This is a genomic window from Niastella sp. sgz303648, assembly GCF_059587045.1.
This window is the reverse complement of record NZ_JCAPSW010000001.1, coordinates 915,880-935,853: the sequence shown is the minus strand read 5'-3', so window position 1 is coordinate 935,853 and position 19,974 is coordinate 915,880. Positions and strand designations below refer to the sequence as shown.

At 43.8% G+C, this 19,974-nt stretch carries 11 protein-coding genes; all 11 read left to right on the top strand.

The genetic code is table 11. From position 1 onward, the window contains the following. Window positions 1–137 precede the first annotated feature (137 nt). On the top strand, window positions 138–1,907 hold the full coding sequence (locus AC59IL_RS03240; RefSeq protein WP_496550640.1) for a DUF4091 domain-containing protein: 1,770 nt from the start codon (window positions 138–140) through the stop codon (window positions 1,905–1,907). Between the two features lie 91 nt (window positions 1,908–1,998). Beyond that, complete coding sequence (locus AC59IL_RS03235; protein ID WP_496550639.1) at window positions 1,999–3,768, top strand: SGNH/GDSL hydrolase family protein; 1,770 nt, start codon at window positions 1,999–2,001, stop codon at window positions 3,766–3,768. Window positions 3,769–3,945: 177 nt separating this feature from the next. Beyond that, window positions 3,946–6,078, top strand: a complete 2,133-nt coding sequence (locus AC59IL_RS03230; protein WP_496550638.1) for an alpha-N-acetylglucosaminidase — start codon at window positions 3,946–3,948, stop codon at window positions 6,076–6,078. Window positions 6,079–6,291: 213 nt separating this feature from the next. After that, complete coding sequence (locus AC59IL_RS03225) at window positions 6,292–6,900, top strand: RNA polymerase sigma factor (RefSeq protein ID WP_496550637.1); 609 nt, start codon at window positions 6,292–6,294, stop codon at window positions 6,898–6,900. Between the two features lie 82 nt (window positions 6,901–6,982). Then, window positions 6,983–7,885 carry a FecR family protein gene (locus tag AC59IL_RS03220; protein ID WP_496550636.1) on the top strand — a complete coding sequence of 301 codons (903 nt, stop codon included), beginning with the start codon at window positions 6,983–6,985 and terminating at the stop codon, window positions 7,883–7,885. A gap of 20 nt (window positions 7,886–7,905) precedes the next feature. After that, complete coding sequence (locus tag AC59IL_RS03215) at window positions 7,906–11,376, top strand: SusC/RagA family TonB-linked outer membrane protein (protein ID WP_496550635.1); 3,471 nt, start codon at window positions 7,906–7,908, stop codon at window positions 11,374–11,376. A 20-nt stretch (window positions 11,377–11,396) separates the two neighbouring features. Continuing rightward, window positions 11,397–13,331, top strand: coding sequence for a RagB/SusD family nutrient uptake outer membrane protein (locus tag AC59IL_RS03210; protein ID WP_496550634.1), 1,935 nt, complete (start codon window positions 11,397–11,399; stop codon window positions 13,329–13,331). A gap of 56 nt (window positions 13,332–13,387) precedes the next feature. Beyond that, window positions 13,388–14,587, top strand: a complete 1,200-nt coding sequence (locus tag AC59IL_RS03205; RefSeq protein WP_496550633.1) for a DUF5000 domain-containing lipoprotein — start codon at window positions 13,388–13,390, stop codon at window positions 14,585–14,587. Between the two features lie 103 nt (window positions 14,588–14,690). Then, window positions 14,691–15,890, top strand: coding sequence for a DUF4998 domain-containing protein (locus tag AC59IL_RS03200; protein ID WP_496550632.1), 1,200 nt, complete (start codon window positions 14,691–14,693; stop codon window positions 15,888–15,890). Window positions 15,891–15,950: 60 nt separating this feature from the next. After that, window positions 15,951–18,101 carry an alpha-N-acetylglucosaminidase gene (locus AC59IL_RS03195; RefSeq protein ID WP_496550631.1) on the top strand — a complete coding sequence of 717 codons (2,151 nt, stop codon included), beginning with the start codon at window positions 15,951–15,953 and terminating at the stop codon, window positions 18,099–18,101. Between the two features lie 11 nt (window positions 18,102–18,112). Then, window positions 18,113–19,909, top strand: coding sequence for an alpha-L-fucosidase (locus tag AC59IL_RS03190; RefSeq protein ID WP_496550630.1), 1,797 nt, complete (start codon window positions 18,113–18,115; stop codon window positions 19,907–19,909). Window positions 19,910–19,974: the final 65 nt, after the last annotated feature.

Sequence of the window (19,974 nt, the reverse complement as noted above, 5' to 3'; positions counted from 1 at the left end):
GGACCTGATATTGGTAGAAGGATTATAAATCATGAGGATCGTCTCATCGGGACGGAACTGTTCAATTATCAATAATTCATGATAAAAGTAATGGGCAATAGACGGCACCCGGTGGTTCAATTCAACTAATAAAGACAATGAAGTATAAAGTATGCCTTGTATTTACGGCGCTGGCTTTTATCTGCATTAATTCCTTTTCGCAAAGCAATTATCAAAATTTGATCGCAGAAAAGGCTATTGATTACAGTGAGCTACCCGATCCGCGCCCGGTAAATAGGGCATTATGGAAAGATGTGACCGCTGATATAATGGTAAGTTTTGGCACTGTCGATGTTCGCTTTGCCAAAAGCAATCCCCCGGCTGTTGAGCATACTGCCACACAATGGTCGGCCATAGCATGGAGGGGAGAAAGCGTGCATACCCAGCTTTTGATAAGCACTAAAATGCCAATAAAGAATTTGCGCATCACTGCCGGGGCGCTGAAAGATAATAAAGGTCACAGTATACCCGCTTCTGCTGTTACAACGGGTTTTGTACGATATGTGTTAACCGACAGTTTGAATAAAGAAGGACATGGTTGTGGCATTCCTCCCGCCGCTGCTTTTGATTCATCGCTGGTTGCCGACGGCATCGACTTCATAGCGCAAAAGGATGTAGCGGCGTATACCACACAACCGGTTTGGGTAAGTATTTCTGTTCCGCAACAGGCGGTTGCCGGAAATTACACCGGCATGTTGACTGCTTATATCAATGGCAGCAAACATTCACTGAGTTATAGTATTCACGTAAAACCATATACGCTTCCTGCGCCTGCGCAATGGGCCTTTCATCTTGATCTGTGGCAAAATCCCTATGCGGTGGCAAGAATCTATGGAGTAAGGGATTGGTCAAAAGAACATTTCGACCGGCTGCGCCCGTATATGCAGCAATTGGCCAATGCCGGTCAGAAAACGATTACTGTAAGTATGATTTATGATCCCTGGCGCGGACAAACCTACGATATCTATAAATCAATGATCCGATGGATCAAAAAGAAAGATGGTTCCTGGCAATACGACTACAGTATATTCGACCGCTGGGTGGCTTTTATGCAATCGCTTGGAATTAATAAGCTGATCAATTGCTACACGATGGTGCCCTGGAATAATAAATTCTATTATTTCGACGAAACCTTTGGCAGAGACACGGTACTGATAGCAAAAACCGGTACCTCTGAATATGAAGCGCACTGGCGACCCATGCTGACTGATTTTATAAAACACCTTAAGCAAAAAGGATGGTATAACAAAACAGCCATTGCTATGGATGAGCGGCCATTGGAAGACATGAAAAAAGTAATAGCCCTGGTGCGAAGTGTAGATAAGGATATTAAGATTTCACTCGCCGGCAGCTATCATGGCGAAATTGCCGGTGACATATACGACTATTGTATTGCTTCAGAAGAAAAGTATGATTCAGTGGTATTGCAAAAAAGGATTGAAACCGGTTTGCCCACTACGTATTATACCTATTGCTGGGAGGGACATCCGAATACATTTACTTTTTCGCCACCGGCCGAAAGCGCCTGGCTGGGATGGTATGCAGCCAATAAACAATGCAATGGTTATTTGCGCTGGGCATACAATTGCTGGCCAAAGTATCCCATGCAGGATTCCCGCTATAGCACATGGTCGGCAGGCGATACCTACCTTGTTTATCCCGGTGGAAGCTCTATCCGTTTTGAAAGACTTATCGAAGGCATACAGGATTATGAAAAGATCCGCATTATAAAAACAATGTATAAAAGTGAACCGGTTAAGCTGCAACCATTGTTGGAAGCGATCAGGGAATTTGAACCTACAGCCATGAAAAATAGAACAGCAGCTGAACAATTGCAAAAGGCGAGAGCTGTGTTGAATGGATATTAGAGATGAAGTCGTGCCACGGTTCTGTGCGAAGTCGAAGAGCAAACCGTGGCACGGCTCTTTGCAGCGTATAAACAATAAAAACGTAAATGAAGTGAAAATAAAAAAGCCGGTAGTTTTATTATTCGGTTTATTGTTATCATTAGCATCGTTCGCACAACCACAAATTAAATGGTATGATCCTGCCCGTAGCGCCTTTCCGGTTATTGAAGGACAGGCGTGGCCGGCAGAAGTTGCCTCGCCCTATGACCGGTTTCCGGCGCGTGCCGAAAAAACACTAAATCCAAATGTCTGGAACATTTCACACAGCGGCGCCGGATTATATACAAAGTTCAAAACAAATGCAGCCAATATTGTTGTTCGATATGTGGTGAAAGGCGCTTTGGAAATGACGCATATGCCGGCTACCGGTGTAAGCGGCATTGACTTATATGCTATTGATCCCAACGGACAATGGAAATGGGCTCCCTCAACCCGGTCATTTGGCGATACCATTGAATACCGTTTTTCGAACCTTGTGGTAAGCAGCGAATTTCCCGGCAGGGATTATGAATACCGGTTGTATCTGCCATTATACAATAAGGTCAACTGGCTTGCGATTGGCGTACCGGATAATAGTTCGTTTGCCTTTATGCAATTGTCGCCAGAGAAACCTGTTGTTGTTTACGGAACTTCCATTGCGCAGGGTGCCTGTGCCTCAAGACCCGGAATGGCGTGGACGGCTTTATTGCAACAACGACTGGATCGTCCGTTGATCAACCTGGGCTTTTCAGGATCAGGACAGCTGGAGCAGTCTGTAATCGCACTCATGAATGAAGTTGATGCAAAGTTGTATGTGCTCGATTGCCTGCCGAACCTTACGGCGCGTGCAGGCTTTACAGAAGAGGAACTTGAAAAGCGGATAGTGAACGCCGTTAAAGCATTAAAAGAAAAACATCCCGATGTGCCAATATTGCTCGTTGATCACAGCGGCGGCACCAATAACGGTATTATGGATACTGCTGCGCAACATGATTTTGAAAATGCCAATAAGGTACTAACGCGCAGTTTTGAAAAAATGAAATTGGCCGGTATTGCAGGCATATTTCATTTAACAAATAAAGAGATTGGACTATCTGAATACAGTACGGTAGATGGATTGCACCCGAACGATGTGGGTATGATGGATTATGCAATGGCATATGAAAGAATGATACGAACTGTATTGAATGAGCCAAAGGGGCAGGGATCTACAACAATTCCTGTTGTACAAAGCAGGGATGGCTACTACAACTGGCGCAACCGGCATAGTGAGATCATTACAAATAATAAAACACAGGCCCCCCGGATCGTTTTCTTCGGCAATTCAATTATTCATTATTGGGGCGGCAGGCCGGTGGCGCCAATAACACGCGGTGCTGATTCCTGGAACGAATACCTTGAACCCGCGGGTGTAAAGAACTTTGCATTCGGGTGGGACCGTATAGAAAATATATTGTGGCGGGTATATCACGATGAGCTCGATGGTTTTAATGCAGCACAGATTTGGATAATGGCCGGCACCAATAATTTGCCAATCAATTCAGATGCAGAAATTATCGAGGGGTTGACCAGGTTGATTGAAGCAATAAAGTTCCGTCAGCCGAAAGCGGCCATTGTTTTGTCGGGGATTTTGCCGCGCAGCAACATGGAAGATCGAATTGTTATACTGAACAGAGCCATTGCTGCATTGGCAGCCCGCTTAAAAGTGCAATATGTAAATCCCGGAACTGTACTGCTGAACAATCAGAAGAAAATAAATGAATCATTATTTGAAGATGGATTGCATCCTAACGCTGCCGGTTATAAAAAGCTGGGGGTAGCCATTAAACCTTATTTGAAGTAGCCATAGCCGCGCCACGGTTTTGAGCAAAGGTCGAAGAGCAAACCGTGGCACGGCTGGATTTTATGCTGAAGAGACATTCAACAGCCGAAGTGTGCGACGCAACGGCAGTTTCATAGTAGCATTAAAGACCGGCTTATAAAAATTAATAACTCCTTCCTATTAAATATGAATAATCTGATGCGACAAAGTATTTGCATATTATTACTGATAATGCCTTATTGTGTTTGGGCCGGCGAATTTGACGGTGTAACTCAATTAGCTAAACGAAGGGTTCCGTGGCTGGTGAATAACCTCTCTTTTGCAAAAATGGAAGCCGCTGGTAGCAAAGAAGCTTTTGAACTCAAAACGCAAAATGGCAAAGTGGTAATTACAGCAACCGGTCCCAATGCGGCAGCGGTGGGCCTGAACTGGTACCTGAAATATTATTGCCATCGTTCTATGTCGCACATGGGTGATAATGTAGCGCCGGTAAGTCCTTTGCCACAAGTTACAAACTCCGTGACCATCGATGCAATGGCGCAATACCGTTATGCGCTCAATTACTGCACCTACAATTATACCATGAGCTTTTATTCCTGGAACGATTGGGAGCGCGAGCTCGACTGGATGGCATTGAATGGGGTAAACCTGATGCTGGTGGCCAATGGTGAAGAAGCCGTTTGGCAAAACGTGTTGCGAAAAACAGGATATAATGAAAAGGAGATTGCTGATTTCATTACCGGTCCGGCTTATAATGCCTGGTGGCTGATGGGCAATATTGAAGGGTGGGGTGGACCAATGCCGCAAAGCCAGATCGATAGCCGCAAAACAATGGTGCAGAAAATGATCGCCCGTATGCGTGCATTGGGCATTGAACCGGTGATGCCCGGCTTTTATGGCATGGTGCCGCATAACTTCAATACCAAAACAACCGCGCATATTATAACCCAGGGAAACTGGGGCGCTTTCATACGACCATCTATACTCGATCCTACTGATACCGCCTTTAGTCGTGTGGCCGGTGTGTTTTATGAAGAAACAAAAAAGCTATATGGAAAAGACCTGCGCTTTTTTTCGGGCGATCCGTTTCATGAAGGAGGGATCACAGAAGGCGTTGATCTGGGAAAAGCCGGCGCCAATATTCAGAAAGTAATGCAGCAACATTTTCCGGGAGCCATTTGGGTATTACAGGGGTGGCAGAATAATCCACGCAAAGAATTACTGGCCGAAACAGATAAATCGACCTTGTTGATACAGGAATTATTCGGTGAAAATACCAATAACTGGGAAACGCGTAATGGATATGAGGGTACACCGTTCATCTGGTGTTGTGTAAACAATTTTGGCGAGCGGCCCGGCTTAAACGGTAAGCTGCAACGATATGCCGGTGAAGTGTACCGGGCTTCAACCGGGCCTTTTAAACAATATATGAAAGGTGTAGGCATTATGCCGGAAGGTATTAATAACAACCCTGTTTCGTACGAGCTGGTGCTTGAACTGGGCTGGCATAGCCAACCCGTTGATGCAGATAAATGGATCAGTGATTATGTACAGGCACGCTATGGAAAATACAACGATAATATAGTCAGTGCCTGGAAAATGCTGCTGCAAACCATTTACAGCAATCCCGGTTATCAGGAAGGTCCGCCGGAAAATATTTTGTGCGCACGGCCTGCCCTGCAAATAAAATCGGTATCGAGCTGGGGAAATTTAAAGAAAGGATATGATACGGCATTGTTTGTAAAAGCGGTAAAGACATTTGCCGCAGCAGCGCCTGCATTTACCAATAGCGAAACTTATAAAATTGATCTTATAAATTTTGCGCGGCAGGTATTGTCGAACCGGGCCGATAAAGTTTTTGCCGATATGGTTGCTGCATACAATAACAAGAATGTAAGTATGTTTGATCAATCGGCAACTGCATTTCTGTCATTACATACGCTTACCAATGATTTGCTCAATACCCATTCGTATTACCGGTTAACCAGTTATCAGCAGCAGGCCCTGCAGGCTGGTAATACCCCTGTTGAAAAAAAGAATAATCTGCATAATGCCATGATGTTGATCACGTACTGGGGCGAAAACAATCCGAAAGAAGATTACCTGCATGAATATGCTTATAAGGAATGGGCCGGCCTGATGACCTCATTTTACCGCGAACGGTGGAAATTATATTTCGATCATTTGCGAAATACCTTGAATGGTAAAACAAGTGCGCAGCCCAATTTTTTTGTATGGGAGCGGGAATGGGTTCAACAAAATGAACAAATGAAAAATATACATCAATCGTATCCTTCGCTCGAAAAAACGGTACAAAAAATATTGAATTAAGCCCTGATTGTGATGAAAGAGTTTCTTTAGATTTTAAGTGTTAGTCATTGGTGTTCTCACCAATGACTTTTTTATGGCTGAATGTTATAAAATAGCACAACCGTTTGCGTTAAAAAATTATGAATTTTTAAATTATATTCGGTGCTGTGCACATACAATTAATAAACCTGTTTCTATGAATACATGTACACTACAGTGTTTAATTAATAATGCATGCAACAGAACCGCTACGATAATGTTTACACGGCTGAATGCTGGGCTGCTTTTAAAGAGGGCGATGAAAAGGCGTTTGTAGCATTGCACGATTTGTTTTTTCACTCGTTATATGAATATGCCTTTCGGATGTTGCAGGATACAGACCTGGCATATGACGCCATACAGGAACTGTTTTTGAAATTATGGGAAAAAAGAAATACGCTCCCCGAAGTGCAGTTTGTAAAGGCATACCTCATGCGGTGTTTGCGTTACGCTATATTAAATAAATTGCGTTCACTGAAGTTGTACGAACTGAAAATTGCTACCCGCTATCATTCACCCGATATTGAATTTTCTCCTGAAGAAATAAGGATAAAAAAGGAATCGGCTTCCTTTAATACCCATCAGCTTACAAAGATGATCAATACCCTTCCTGCCCGTCAGAAAGAAATCATTTACCTGCGATTTTATGAAGGATTATCATACAGGGAGATCAGCCGCATTCTCAATGTCAATTACCAGTCGCTCGTTAATAATATCAACCGCATCATGAGCCGGTTCAAGGCTGTGTTGAAAAATCATCCGGAGTTTTTGTGGATCGCTGTGTTATTCCGGTTCACCGTTTAAACGTGCATTAGACTTCCATACAATATGTGGCTGCTGAAAAGCAAAAAAATATTCACCTCGCTGAGTTGAAAATAAAATTGGCGTGTCTAAAAGAAAAGAGAGTAAAGTAACACCCATGGACAATGAGCACGACGATTTTCACGATGACCTGCCTTTTGACTTTAATAAACCACAAAGGGATGATGCGCTGAGGGAAAAAAGCAAAATAGAACTGCTGAAAAGTATTGCTGCCACCAAACCCCGGAATGTATTAAAGAGAAAGACAATATGGTTGTTTGCATTAACAGCCGGCGTATTGTTGTTGGGTTTGCTTTTGGTTTTCAACCGCAAAAGCGCTATTCCACTAACCATCATTCAAACGGGCGACTTTCAACGCACCATCATATTACCAGATAGCTCTGAAATACTGGTAAACCGTTTTTCTGAAATACAGGCCGACTTAACAAACTGGTCGAACAGCAAACGGGAAGTATGGCTGACCGGAGAAGCTTTTTTTGAGATCAGGAAGGTGAAAGCCGAAGGGGATCACTACAACAATTTTATTGTACATGCGCCAAAAGGGGATATTGAAGTGTTGGGTACCTCCTTTAATGTACAAACTGATTCATCGGGATTTTCGGCAACCTTGCATACCGGCCATATAAAAGCCCATATAGGCAAAGAGAAAGTAGTATCGCTTGTTCCCGGTGACATGATTGTTGTAAAGGACAACACCATTTCTAAAAAACAGGTGAATGTGCAGCTATACAGCGCCTGGAAAGACGGCGAGTTTCATTTTGATAAAACCAGTCTGGCAGATGTTATAACCCTGATAGAAAAGTATTACCGGTTAAAAGTGCAGGTAGCGAAGGACGTGCCGGTATCGACAAAAAAATTATCAGGCAATATCTCGGTAAAAGATTCAGGTCAGTTGTTTAATGTGCTGCATTTCAGTTTAGATCTGACCGTTCAGCAAAAAGGGGATTCGTTATTCATTTCAAAATAGACCAAAACCAAAAATTGCTTATGAACCAAAACCATTCCATTATACAATGGAGCAGGGTGTTTGTATTAGGAATGCTGCTAACAACAGCATACTGTCAGGTTGCGGCGCAGGCAGGAAACAATCAATCGAAGCGGATTGAACTGGCGAAATTTATCGATCGCTTATCGGGTGAAATGCAGTGGAAATTGTTATACAATCCTGATGACCTGGCGAATAAATTTACGGATACCTCTTCATTGGGCACAAAATCAAAATGGACGATTGACCGGTTGTCGGCTTTACTGAGAAAATACAATCTTGAATTACAGCCGGTAGGTCAAAACACCTATGCAATAAAGAAAAGCAGTTCACCGCCGCCCCAGGCTTCGAGCCGGGATACATCAGGCAGAGAACTAAGAAATGAAATTATAGTAAGGGGAACAATACGAACCGACTCTGCGGTGTTGCAGGGTGCAACCATTGCCCTGAAGAGTGATCCGGGCCATGCCACCACAACCGATGAAAACGGAAAGTACCTGATAAAAGCGCCCTCTAACGGAACGTTGATCATTACATCTGTTGGATATAAAGAAGAAGAGATTGACATTAAAGGGGAAAGTGTTATTAATGCTGTTCTTAAAAGCAACAACAATTCACTGGAAGAAGTAGCGGTGGTAGCTTATGGTACACAGAAAAAGACTACCATGGTAGGCGCTGTTACTACCATTAATCCTAAAGAGCTAAAAGGCCCTGCCAGTAATTTAACTACTATGCTCGCCGGAAGGCTTTCAGGTATCATTTCATATCAGCGAAGCGGTGAACCGGGAAAAGATAATGCCAGTTTTTTTATTCGTGGCATCACTACATTTGGTACCGGTAAAGTGGATCCTCTTATTCTTATCGATGGTATTGAATCAACCACTACCGGCCTTGCCCGTTTGCAACCCGATGATATTTCCGGTTTCTCCATTCTTAAAGATGCTACTGCTTCCTCATTATACGGCGCCCGGGGCGCAAATGGCGTAGTACTGGTAACTACCAAATCGGGCGTTGATGGCAAAACAAAGTTCAATATACGCGCCGAGAATTCTTTAAGCAGCAATACACGCAATTTTAAGTTTGCAGATAATATTACTTACATGAAGCTGGCCAATGAAGCGGTATTGACAAGAAATGCACTGGAGAAACTGACGTACTCACAAAGTAAAATAGACCATACTGCGGCCGGCGACGATCCATACCTGTATCCGAATAATAACTGGATTAAACAACTGATAAAAGATTATACCAATAACCAGCGCTTTGATATGAACGTAAGCGGTGGTGGTAAAATTGCACAATATTATATAGCAGGAACGTATAATATCGACAATGGGGTGCTGAACGTAGATAAGATCAATAATTTCAACAGCAATATTAAACTCAGAAGTTATTCCATCAGGTCGAATGTTAATATCAATTTTACACCCACTACTTTGGCAATAGTGCGCACCTACGGACAGTTTGATGATTATAATGGTCCGGTAGGGGGTGGTGCTTCTTTTTTTAGCCAGGCTGTGTGGGCCAACCCGGTTAAGTTTGCGGCTGTATATCCCGCAGGTTATGCACCCGGCCTTACACATCCTTTATTTGGTAATGCATACCGTCCTAATGTTACGAATCCTTTCCCTTCAGATGGCACCAATCTGTACAATAACCCTTATGCCAATATGGTATCGGGTTATCAGCAATACAATACATCTAACCTGCAGGCGCAGATCGAGCTGAAACAGGATCTTGCATTTATCACCCCCGGACTGGCTGCGCGTGTAATGGCTTATACACAACGGTATTCGTATTTCGATGTTACACGGCAATACACACCATTTTATTATGAGCTAACATATGACCTGCAAACGAAAGTGCCCAAACTTACTTCATTAAATACCAATGGTACCGAATACCTGAATTACAGCGAAGGCGCCAAAACGGTTAATACTACGGGTTACCTCGAAGCTGCCATTAATTATAACCGGCAAATAGGTAAAAAACACAATGTATCTGGCATGCTCATAACTTTATTCCGGAATTATCTGGCGGCTAATTCGGGCAGTTTGCAATTGTCGTTACCCCATCGTAATCATGGTGTTTCGGGCAGGTTTACCTATGCATATGATAACAGGTATATGGCAGAGTTTAATTTTGGTTACAATGGCTCTGAACGGTTTGCCGAAAATCACCGGTTTGGTTTTTTCCCTTCCGTTGGTGTTGCCTGGAATGTATCGAACGAAAAATTCATTGAGCCGCTTTCTTTTATCAGCAAACTGAAATTACGCGGCACTTATGGACTGGTAGGGAATGATCAGATTGGAACAGATGCAGAACGGTTCTTTTATTTGTCGGATGTAAATATGAATAATGCTGCCAGGGCCTATGCGTTTGGCGAAACGTACTCTGGTTACTCAAACGGGATTTCTGTAAACAGGTACGAGAACTATGATATAACATGGGAACGGTCGTATAAAACGAACCTGGGTCTTGAACTCGGCTTATGGAATGCATTAAATATACAGGTAGATTTTTACAAAGAATATCGTAACAATATATTGATGACGCGCAGCACGATTCCCAGTATGATGGGTTTAAGTGCCGGCATACAGGCGAATGTGGGCGAAGCGGAGGGCAAAGGGGTTGATCTTTCTGTTGATTACACATATACCATGGGCAAACAGGCCTGGTTGCAGGCACGCGGCACCTTCACGTATGCAACCAGCAAATTGCTGGTAAACGAAGAGCCTAATTATCCCGAGGCTTACCGCAGGCGGGTTGGTCAGCCCCTTTCGCAGGTATATGGTTATATAGCAGAACGTTTATTTATCGATGATTATGAAGTGTATTATTCACCTGTGCAGGATTTTAGTCAGGATAACACCGCTGAAAATGGCAAGTACCGGGTAAAAGGCGGCGACATAAAATACAGAGATGTAAATCGCGACGGGCAAATTACTGCTGCCGATATGGTTCCTATCGGGTTACCTACAACGCCTGAAATAACTTATGGTTTCGGTGTATCATTTGGATATAAAAAATGGGATATCAGTTGCTATTTTCAGGGATCGGCCCGCTCTACATTCTGGATTGATTCATACAGCATGTCGCCCTTTGTGCTCAACGGCGCCGGCCAGCATGGATTACTGGCGGCCATTGCCGGAGATTACTGGAGCGAAAGCAACCGCAATCCATATGCCTTCTGGCCACGGCTGAGCAATTATTTTGTGAACAACAATAATCAATCCTCAACATGGTGGATGCGCAGCGGAGATTTTTTACGCCTTAAAACCGCAGAAATAGGTTACAGTTTTCCCAAATCATTGCTCAGCCGCTTACACTTTTCCAATACACGCATTTATGCCAATGCCTTCAACTTATTTGTGATCAGTAAATTCAAAATGTGGGACCCTGAAATGGGTGGTAACGGTCTGGGCTATCCTGTTCAACGTGTTTATAATATAGGCGTAAATCTTGGATTTTAATAACACCTCAATGTAAAATAATGGATGCTGTTTCAATATATAATCGTTCGAATATACACCGCGCAGCCAATGGGGTTGTGCAACGCATAAAGAATTGGTTGCCGGTACTGTGCCTGTTATTTGCAGGTGGTTGTAAAAAGTATCTTGATGTGGTGCCCGATAATGTAGCCACCATCGACAATGCGTTTAAACTAAAACAGGAAGCTACAAAATACCTGGCCACCTGTTATTCGTACCTGCCCGCCAGTGGCGACATTGAAACGAACCCGGCTTTGTGTGCAGGTGATGAATTTTGGATGGTAGCTCCCTTTGCTGTTAGCGAATCGCCCTGGAAAATAGCTATGGGGTATCAGTCTGCCAATTCCATTTATTTATCGTCATGGAACAACCTGTTCAGCGCCTTTCGGGATTGTAATATTTTCTTGGACAATATTAATAAGGTGGTAGACATGACGGATGCTGAAAAAAGCAAGTGGAGCCACGAGGTGAAATTTTTGAAGGCCTATTATCACTGGCTGCTGTTCAGAATGTATGGCCCTGTACCGGTTACTGATGTAAACCTGCCCATTGCTGCTACCTCTGATGAAGCGCAGCGGCCCCGGCAATCAGTTGACTCAGTTGTAAATTATATTGCTAATCTGCTGGATGATGCCGCATCGGGTTTGCCACTTACCATTGCCGATCGCGCGCACGATCTGGGGCATATTACCAAACCCATTGCCCTTGCCATAAAAGCCCGTGTGTTGGTTACTGCCGCGAGCCCGTTGTTTAATGGCAACAGTGACTACAATGGATTTAAAAATTACGATGGATCATCATTTTTTAATGCTGCTTATGATGTTAAAAAATGGGAACGAGCTGCTGCAGCCTGTAAAGAGGCCATTGCAGCCTGTGATGCGGCCGGCATGCATTTGTACCGGTTTGATAAGCTGGGGCTTTCGCTTTCGGATAATATGCTTACTCAAATGAGCATACGCAACAGTGTTACAGAAGCATGGAATTCAGAAATTATATGGAACAATACCAAGGGTCGCAACGGTGCTTCTGATCGCACCTATACATTGCAGCGTTTTGCGATGCCGCGCCTTGACCCCAATAAAATTACCAATGAAATGAGCATTGGCAGCCTGGCGCCCACACTTAAAATAGCCGAGTTATTTTATACTGAGAACGGAGTGCCGATTAATGAAGATAAAAACTGGGATTATACCAACCGCTATAAGTTGCGCACCGGAAAGAACACAGAGAGTGAATATATTTCAGACGGCTATCAGACAGCATTACTAAATTTCAACCGCGAACCGCGCTTTTATGCCGACCTGGCTTTTGATGGCGCTGTATGGTACATGCAAAACGGAACTTTTCACGTTCAGGCAAAAAATGGCCAATGGCAATCACGCAAGGGAACGTACGACTATAACGCCACCGGTTATTTTGCCAAAAAATTAGTGAACTGGAAATATATAATTAAAGACGCGCAGGAGCTTTCCATTGAAGATTATGCCTGGCCCGAAATGCGTTTGGCCGACCTGTACCTGTTATACGCCGAAGCATTGAATGAGATCAACGGACCCACAACGGATGCATTTGAGTATATCAACAAAGTCAGGGCACGGGCAGGGTTAAAAACTGTACAGGAATCGTGGACAAATTATTCTCTGCAACCCGGCAAGTACCAAACGAAAGATGGTTTTCGTATGATCATTCAGCAGGAACGCTTAATAGAATTTGCTTTGGAAGGCAGCCGTTTCTGGGACCTGCGTCGCTGGAAGAAATCATATGAAGAATTAAATAAACCGGTAATGGGATGGGATGTTGACCAGGAAGACGCTGCTTATTACTACCGTCCACGCCTGCGTTTTCAGCAAACTTTTAAAACCCGCGAATACTTTTGGCCGCTTGATTACTGGGATTTGCTGGGCAATAAACGGCTGGTGCAAAATTATGGATGGTAGATCCTGAGCGTAGTCGAAGGGCGGACAATTTAACATCATAACAAATCATACAATACATGAAATCATATAAACGAATGCTGATCATTATAACCATGCTGATGTATGTGCTGCATGGTTGTAAACCTGAAATACATGAACCTCTTTCGGGTTCGGGAGATGGCTCAACGCCCGATCCGTTAAAGAGCGTAACGGTTACCAGTTTACCGGGAGCTGCACAACTCACTTATACGTTGCCTGCAAGTACCGGTTTACTGTATATAAAAGCGGTATATGAAAACCAGCCGGACGTTAAACGCGAAATACGGGCTTCGTATTACAACAATTCAATGGTGATAGATGGTTTTGCCGATACGCTTCCTCATCAGGTACAGCTATATGTGGTAACCCGTGATGAAAAACAATCTGAACCGGTAACAGTAACAGTATTCCCTCTTACACCTCCTTACATAGCAGTATATCGCAGTCTTGCAGTTCGTGCCGACTTCGGCGGCGTAAATGTTTCTTTTAGCAATAAAACCAGCGCAGAAATTTCTATTGTTGCGCTCACAACCGATTCATTAGGTGTGTTTGATCAAACGACGGATGCTTATTATACCAAAGCCGATAGCGGCGCTTATTCGCTTCGCGGATACAAGGCAGAGAAAAGAAAGTTCGGTTTTTTTGTAAAGGACAGGTGGGGAAATATATCCGACACCTTATTGGGCGAATACACGCCGCTGTATGAAGAACTGCTTGATAAAAGCAAATTTAAAGAAGTGGATTTGCCCGGTGATGTGGGATATGGATGGGGCCTTTCGATGCCCTATTTGTGGGATGGTGTATTCAGCGGATACGATATGTGGCATTCGGCCGATAAGCTGGATGGCATGCCGATGTGGATTACGTTTGATATGGGTACAACAGCCCAGTTAAGCCGGATCGGTTTATGGCAGCGAAACCAGGATGGTATGTGGATATATGCGCAAAACAATTTACGTGAATTTGAAGTATATGGATCAGTGAATCCCAATCCGGATGGCAGTTGGGATAATACCTGGAGTTTACTGGTGCGCCATACCGTTATCAAACCTTCCGGTTTACCGGTTGGTCAAACCAACTCAACCGACCTGGCTGCAGCTGAAGCAGGGGAGCTAATGGATATACCGCTTACAGCGCCCAAAGTGAGGTATATAAGGGTGAAAGTATTGCGTACCTGGACCGACGGAGGCTATGCAGCCAATATTGCAGAAATGTCGTTCTGGGGAGATAGCAGGTAGCAGTCCTGAGCGTAGTCGAAGGATGCTAAAAGCATCGAGCGTAGTCGAGATGCTTAGTCTGGTTTACTGAACTTAGAGGTCACTTCACAAATAAAGCTAAAGTATGAAACTATTTATAATAATAATCTGCATACTATTTACCACAGGGATGATGGTTTCCTGTAAAAAGGCCGACGACTTTAAGAAATATGTTGAAGGCGGCGAAATAATTTATACGGCTAAGGCCGATTCGGCCAGAGTATACGCAGGAAATAAAAGGGTACAGTTATCGTGGTTGCTGATAACGGATCCTACTATTACGAAATCGAAAGTGTTCTGGAAAAATCACACAGACTCTATTGAATTGGCTGTTACCCGTAGCGCTGCTATCGACACCATGCGGGTTATTATAAACAACCTGCAGGAAGGGAATTATGATTTTGAAATTTACAACTATGATAAAAATGGCAATTCTTCTGTTAAGGTTGAAGTGTCGGGATCTGTATATGGAGATCTGTATACCTCCTCTTTATTGGCAAGACCCGTTGTAAATGCTGAACTGATCAATAGTATTGCAGAAATAGGCTGGGGCGATACGGATTCAACAACCGGTGTTATTGGTATGCAGCTAAAATATACCGACATCAACAGTAATTCGCATGACACTATTATAAAGGCTATTTATAAAGATCAGGTTACCCAATTACCTGATCTGATGCCGGGGTCACCGGTACAATACCGTACAATGTACAAACCCGTTGCGCAGGCAATAGATACTTTTTACACCAGCTATGAAAACATTCCGGTTAAGGCTGATGTAACTTCAATATACATTAAGAATGCCGGAGCTCCTTTTTTGCTTGACGACACACAGTATTACGACTGGCGCTGGGGACAGTTGTTAAACTGGCAATACAATGATGAAGCACGCAATCGCTATACCTACGATGCCATCAATGGCGCCGGCAATGCCTGTATGACTATGTGGATATGGGATAATGGTCCACTTACCAATGGCAAGATCTATCAAACGGTAACATTGCCGGCTGGTGAGTATCAACTGGAAGCGACTGTATCTAATATTGATAATTCGCTTGAAGCTACTTATCTCGCAGTTGCCTCCGGCAGTGAATTGCCGAATGTGGAAGATATTTCAACGGCCATCGGTTATGGCCGGTTCACCGATAATTCCAATAAAACGGTATCAGCTTCATTTGCCTTATCGTCATCCGGGACCATTACACTCGGTGTGGTAGCCAGCATGTCGTCGCCTGCAGAGCAAACCATACGCATAAGCAAAGTAAGATTGGTGAAATATAAATAGATTCTGATAATAGTCCGGCGCTTCAGCACCGGTTGGAAATGATAAAGGAAAAAACAAATAATGAGAATTAGACGGATAGCAGTAATAATACTGATCACCTGTGCAATACAGGCACACGCACAAAATACAGCAGCACTCAACGCATTAATTCAACGGCGGGTACCTTTTTTAAATAACAAAGTTATTTTCACCGGCATACCCAATGTGCATAAGGATACAGCATCCTATTACACAAAAGCGCAGAAATTATACATACAATCATCCAATACAACAGCCGCAGCATTTGCATTGAATGATTACCTGCGCACGTATTGCGGAATTAGTTTTTCCCATACGGGCGACCAGGTAACAGCACCGGCTTCATTGCCCGAAGTACAAAAAGTGGTACCTGTTGCAACCGCATACCGTTACCGCTATGCCCTGAATTATTGCACTTATAATTACACTATGAGTTTCTGGGGGTGGAAGGAATGGGAGCATGAGTTGGACTGGATGGCATTGAACGGCGTGAACCTGATGCTGGCGCCGGTGGGCACTGAAGTGGTTTGGCAACAGGTTTTAAAAGAAATGGGATTTAGTGAAGAAGATATTCGGGATTATTTACCGGGTCCGGCTTTCAACGCCTGGTGGCTGATGGGAAATATTCAGGGGTGGGGTGGGCCGGTAACAAATGACATGATACAGCACTGGCGTAACCTGCAACAAAACCTGTTGCAACGAATGCATGAACTGGGCATACAACCGGTGTTGCAGGGCTTTTGCGGACTGGTACCATCAACCATAAAAAAATATTTTCCGGCAGCGCGTATAGTTGACCAGGGCTCGTGGGGCGTAGGCTTTGTGCGACCTGTTTTTTTATTGCCGCAGGATAGTTTATTTAAAACAATCGCCGATAAATATTATAATCATTTGCGAAGACTATATGGTAATGCGCTGTTTTTAGGCGGTGATCTGTTTCATGAAGGAGGTGCTACCGGTAATATCAATCTGTCTGAAACAGCTGCATTGATTCAGGCCAATATGCAACACTATTACCCGGGCTGCACCTGGGTATTGCAGGCCTGGCAGGATAATCCGAAAAAAGATTTTTTGAAAGGGCTCGATGTTAGCCATACTTTAATACTTGATTTGCGGGGCGATGCCGACAACAACTGGGAGCGCACCAATGGCTTTTCAGGGTATCCCTGGATATGGTGTTCTATGGTAAACGGGGGCGGCACATTGGGCATGGAAGGACGACTGCTTCGCATATTGAAAGAACCGGCACGCGCCAAAGCAACCACGGCCGGGCAAACTATGATGGGCACTGGTATTGTGCCCGAAGGCATCGCCAATAACGATATTATGTACACCTCTTTGCTGCTGGCGGCCTGGCAAAAAGAAACAAATGATGTGGATGTATTTTTGAAAAGATATATAGTTGCCCGTTATGGTAAATACGATGCCGATATTTACAATGCCTGGCAATTGTTGTTGCAATCGGCTTATATATCGCATACCAACGAATTGACCGGCGCCTTTGAGTCAATTTTTTGTGCACGCCCCGATACAAATTTTATTATCAGCGCCTCTACCTGGGGCAGTAAAAAATTGCCTTACGATACAACCGTCTTTTACAGTGCAGCCACCTGTTTTGCCAAAGCAGCAGCGCGATTTTCTTCGTCTGAAACATACCGATATGATCTTACTGATATATGGCGGCAGGTAATAGCATTAAAAGCAAGGCAACCCTATGCTGCTTTTATGAAAGCATTTTATGAACATAATACAGTTGCTTTCAAAACCAATAAAGAACAATTTATTGCCCTGCTGAAACTGCAAAACCGGTGGACGGCAACCAACAGCGGTTTTTGTTTACGTACCTGGCTGCAACAGGCTGAACATATGTTGCCCGGTGAAAAAGACAAAGCGCTTGCATTATGGAACGCCAAAGTACAGATAACCTATTGGGGACATTCAAGCAATCCTGCAACACTGGGACATGATTATGCCAATAAAGAATGGAGCGGACTGTTAAACGATTATTACCTGCCAAGGTGGCTGGCGTTTTTCGATTATGCCGAAAAGCGTTTGCAGGGTGAATCACCAGCCTGGCCCGATTTCTTTGGTATGGAAAAAGCCTGGACAGAAAAGAATGATAGCTATGCAGATAAAAAAGGGGAAGATGGGATAGCCATTTTACCGGAAGTGATGAAACAATTATTAAAATAAATCATTTATTCATGACTTTTAGAAACATCGCACAGCTTACCCTTGTGTTGTTGTCGAATAGTTATTTTGTTTGCGCACAAAGCGAGGCTGGCCTTGACTTCAATGCCCGTGAACCGGAAAATATCCGGGATGCCCGTATGGAATGGTTCAGGGATGCACATTTTGGTATGTTTGTGCACTGGGGATTGTACAGTGCAGCAGAAGGATTATGGAATGGGAAAGAATATCCCGGTTGCGCCGAATGGATTCAGAATGCCGCCAATGTACCGGCAGATGTATATGCGAAAACGTTGATCCCTTTATTTACACCCAAAAAAGATTTTGCCCGTGAATGGGCGAAAACAGCCAAAGCTGCCGGATGTCGCTATGTTATTTTCACCAGCCGGCATCATGAAGGATTTGCTTTGCACGACAGCAAAACAACCACTTTTGATGGAAAAGATGTAACCGGTCGCGACCTGTTTCGCGAAATTGTAAATGCCCTGCATGAACAGGGATTACGGGTGGGCGTATATTTTTCATTGCTCGACTGGCATTATCCCGATGCCTACGTACAGCATGGACTGCCCGCACCCGGTAATGTTACCAACGACAACAGGGATAATACAAAGTATGTTGATTACATGTATCGCCAGGCCGAAGAAATGTTCAGTAATTACGGTCCTATCGATATTGTATGGTGGGACTATAGCTCAGAAGAAATTCAGGGCGAAAAATGGGGTGCTTCAAAACTGGTAGCTATGGTGAAGAGTCATCATCCCAATATCATCATGAACAACCGCCTGTATGCTTTTAAAACCAATAACGAATATACCCGCGCCAATGGCGACCTGGTTACTCCTGAACAACATATTCCCGAAACCGGTTTTAAAGGAATGGATTGGGAATCGTGCATGACCATGAACGGCACCTGGGGCTACAGCCGCAATAATCACAACTGGAGCACAGCCAAACAACTCATCCGCAATATGGCTGATATCGTATCCAAAGGAGGCAATTACCTGCTGAATGTAGGGCCTATGGCCGATGGAACCATTCCCGCGCAAAGTGTAACGCTGATGCATACGGTAGGTGAGTGGATGAATATAAATGGAGAAGCTATTTATGGATCAAGGGCTAATAGTATAGGAAGGGTTTCATGGGGTCGCATCACTACAAAGGCTGGGGTGTATTACCTGCATGTTTTCAACTGGCCTGTTGCCAACCGGTTGTTGGTTCCTTTACAACCTGATGGTACTACGCCCAAAGCATATTTTTTAGCAGATAATAAAAAAACACCGTTACCGCTGGAAGTAAATGAAAGAGGCATTTATATAGATATCAGCAATAAAACATATAAAGACGATAACTCAACGGTGATCGTATTGGAAGCAGCAGGAAGATCCCTGGTGGATATGGGGATTTTTCCGGAAACAAATGGCTCCTATAATCTTATTGCAGGCGATGCTGCATTAAAAGGCGAACGCCTTACATTATCCTTAACAGAAGAACCTTATATTAATACCTGGATGGGACACAATTCGGCAGAGTGGGTAGTGAATGTTAAAAAGCCGGGAAAATATACCGTGACACTTAACTATGCGTGTACTGATCAATCGGCCGGTTCATTGGTAAAGCTGACTGTTGATAAAGCGGTTGTAACAGGTGCAGTTAAAACCACGGGCAGTTGGGATACCTTTAAAGGATGGAATATCGGCACCATTACCCTGTCTGCCGGCGTGCATAAGCTCATCATCGATGCCGAATCAAAACCTGATCTGGGCGTGATGAATCTGAAAAATATAATATTGATGCCGGTGAAGAAGTAAGGTTACATGGTTTGATTGCTGTCATAGGATTTTGAACAACCGTTTGCATGTGGTAATGTAATTTG